Annotated in this window: 4 protein-coding genes; 3 read left to right on the top strand and 1 reads right to left on the bottom strand. The window is 66.4% G+C overall.

Translation table 11 applies throughout. The annotated features are described in order from the left end of the window. On the top strand, positions 1-642 hold a 642-nt coding region (locus tag G407_RS29200; protein ID WP_156917670.1), incomplete at its 5' end, for an IS1595 family transposase. An 860-nt stretch (positions 643-1,502) separates the two neighbouring features. Here G407_RS29200 and G407_RS0121210 read toward each other — a convergent pair. Further along, entirely contained in the window at positions 1,503-2,033 is a 531-nt protein-coding gene (locus G407_RS0121210; protein ID WP_029032421.1) for a hypothetical protein, read from the bottom strand. Positions 2,034-2,114: 81 nt separating this feature from the next. Between G407_RS0121210 and G407_RS31390 the strand changes: the two genes are divergently transcribed. Both G407_RS31390 and G407_RS0121220 read left to right on the top strand, forming a co-directional pair. After that, positions 2,115-2,564: a transposase gene (locus tag G407_RS31390; protein WP_084327705.1), complete on the top strand. Its 450-nt coding sequence runs from the start codon at positions 2,115-2,117 to the stop codon at positions 2,562-2,564. Further along, a partial coding sequence (locus G407_RS0121220; protein ID WP_029032422.1) for an IS3 family transposase occupies positions 2,564-3,001 on the top strand: 438 nt, incomplete at its 3' end. The genes G407_RS31390 and G407_RS0121220, both read left to right, overlap by 1 nt.

Consider the following 3,001-nt stretch of genomic DNA (forward strand, 5'->3'; position numbering starts at 1 on the left):
CGCCCGCCGCACCCTTGCAGACGCGGCCTGAGAACACCGCTTACCCTGCTCCAGGGCGTGGTCGAGATCGACGAGACCGAGATGCCGTTGCGCCGCAAGGACGAGCCGCCCGCCGGCGGCGGGGGGCGCAGCCCGATCGGCAAGATGTTCATCGCCGGCGCGGTGGAGCTCTCGCCCGAGGGGCACGCCCGCCGCATTCGCCTCGCCCCCATCCCCGATTTCTCCGCCGCGACGCTCAAGCCCTTCGTCGCTGCCGTAGCCGAGCCCGGCGCCCGCGTCGTCACCGACGGCTGGTCCGGCTACATCGGGCTGCCGGACCACGTCCACGACGCGAGGACGGTCGGCCGCATGGCCGCCCACGTCGTGCTGAAGTGGACCCACCGCGTCTTCTCGAACCTGAAGCGATGGGCGCTGGGGACCTTCCACGGCTGCGCCGACAGCACCTGCGCCGCTATCTCGACGAGTACGTCTTCCGCTGGAACCGACGCCGCCACACCGCCCCGGCGTTCGACACCCTGCTCGGCATCGGCACGCGCCTCGCGCCGGCTACCGCCCGCGACTTCATCGATCAGCGCGTCTGACCGCTCGCCGGCAGGCCGCACCGTCGCGTCGCCCGGCGCTCGACGCGCGACGGCAGCATAGTCCAAGCCCCCGCACCACTGCCGAAAGATACACGCCCGACGTGCGGATCGCCCCATCCGCAGCGTCAGCGCTATCTCATTACCGCGTCGCCAGACGCAAGATATCGGCACGCCGGAACAAAGGGGAGAAGCCTCCATCAAGAATCTCAGATCTACTTTCGCGGCGGAAAGCCACAACGCATTGTCCAGTTTGTCGATCATTCTTCCACTTGGGATGTCACCAGCGCGGATTGCATCTATCCGCCGACAGCCCTTCGGAACGTTCGTGTAACCGAGGCTTCTCGCCAACTTCCCTCGCGGCAGTTCCAGATCGCGGATGCGCGTCTTCAACAATTCTAAAAACGTTGGCGACATTCTCTAGCCCTCTCGTGATTCGCGTTAGATCGGAGCGTGCGATATTCTTCGACCAGCGCCGTCATGAGTGTGTATTACTTTTCCTATACGCACAGCTACAGAATTCCCGGTATAACCCACTAAATCGTCCAGCTCACCACTAAATCGTCCTGCGGTCCCACGACGATAATTGTGCCGGTTCGGCGACCATGTTCGTCGTGAATGTAGAGCGTGTTACCACGCCGGACGACGCTGCCGATAACCATTCCCTTTCTCCTTTCTGACATTCCAGATACTGAACCGCGGCTGCGCCTGTGCGAAAGCTCGGCTCGAACAATTCGGTAATACCCTCCGCGATCCGTCGCGCCGAGCCACTTCTCTCGACTGGTCGAACGGCCGTAGACGGTACCGGCGAGACGGCCGGCGATTGCCAACGTCGGGTCCGCCGCGACGCACCTCGGCTTGCGCACGGAGGTGGGGCGCGTCGCGACGCTTACCTCAGGGTCTTCGCGACCCGCTCGAAACAGGTCAGGCCCGGATCGTCCGGCGCAAGCGGGCCGGCAACCTCGGACTCCTCAAGACGGGCTCAGCAAACTCGGTGTCGAACTCGAAATCGAGATGGAGGACACAGGCCCCATCGAAAAAGTCGTTTTCATCCTGCCACCCCCCGATGCCTCCCACGAGTATCGGCGCGGAAAACGGCAGTTCGAGCACGCGCTTTGCGCGCACGCTCGGCAGGATGCCTTGCGAGAAGTCGAAGCCGAGCACGGTGAGGCCGCCGACCAGGATATCCTCTTTTGCCAAAAGCGTCGTGCCCGCCTTCCAGTTTATCGGAACGAACCCGAAAAGCAGGCGCCGCTTGAGCATCGCGCGGATCCGATCGATTGCCCCGGACGTTCCGCGCCGTCCGGAGGCGGCCCGCAGCCAGATCTCGCGAGAGGTGGCGAATTCTTCTGGCACGCCGTGCTCTACGCCCAACTGCCGGCAAGGATGTGCGACGACCGAGAACAAGATGCGGTAAAGGAAGGGCGGGCCGGTCGGGGCGATTTCGTCGCTCATCGCGAAAACCTCGTCGAGGGACCCTGGGGCTGAGCTGGACCCGGTTTTTCTGGACACCATTTTGTCCGAGGAGAGACCGAGATGAGCGAGCCGAGAGACACGATCATGAGTTCGAAGGTTCCCCCTGCTGCTGCTGATGCTCCTGTGGGCGGGGTGGGCGGGCGCAGCCCGTCCAAGCCGTCCACAGGTCAGGCGGCGACCCCGGGGGAGCGGCCGCAGGTCGGACCGCTCGGCCCAGGGCAGCGCTGGAGCCTGGCGCGCAAGAAGGCCGCCGTCATGCGGATGCTGCGCGGCGAATCCGTCGAGCTCCTGTCGCGCGAGCTCGGGGTGCCGGTACACAAGCTCGAGCGGTGGCGCGACAAGGCGGCCGGGGCGCTCGACGATGCGCTCAAGGAGCGCGAGACCGAGACCGTCGACGCCGATCTCGCGGCCGCTCTGCGGCGGGTCGGCGAGCTGACCATGGAGAACGAGCTGCTCCGAGCGAGGATGGAGCGCACGAGCGGCCCTTTGGCCCGGAGGAGGTCGCGGTGATGGCCGAGGCGATCTCCCCCGGCACAGGCCGCCGCTACGGTGTCGAGCGTGTCTGCCGCGTCTGGGATGTGGCGCGATCCACTTTCTATGCCGTCCGGTGCGTGGGCTCGCAGGAGCAGCCGCCGCGCGCGACCGTCTGGCGCGGGCCGAAGCCCGCCATCTCGGACGCCGACCTCCTCGCCGCGATCCGCGCCGATCTCGCCCGCTCGCCCTGGGCGGGGGAAGGGCACCGCAAGGTGTGGGCGCGCCTGCGCGTCCTCGACGGCCTGCGTGTCGCTCGAAAGCGCGTGCTGCGCCTCATGCGGGAGAACACGCTCCTCTCCCCGCATCGGACGCGTCCTCGCCCGGAGGAGACGCACGACCGCAAGATCGTCACCGACGCGCCGAACGTGATGTGGGCGATCGACGCCACCCAGGTCACGACCGTGGAGCACGGC

Source organism: Salinarimonas rosea DSM 21201, assembly GCF_000429045.1.
Taxonomy (GTDB): domain Bacteria; phylum Pseudomonadota; class Alphaproteobacteria; order Rhizobiales; family Beijerinckiaceae; genus Salinarimonas; species Salinarimonas rosea.

Coding starts and splice junctions, on each gene's coding strand:
- G407_RS31390 (WP_084327705.1), top strand. CDS start 2,115: ATGAGCGAGCCGAGAGACACGATCATGAGTTCGAAGGTTCCCCCTGCT.
- G407_RS0121210 (WP_029032421.1), bottom strand. CDS start 2,033: ATGAGCGACGAAATCGCCCCGACCGGCCCGCCCTTCCTTTACCGCATC.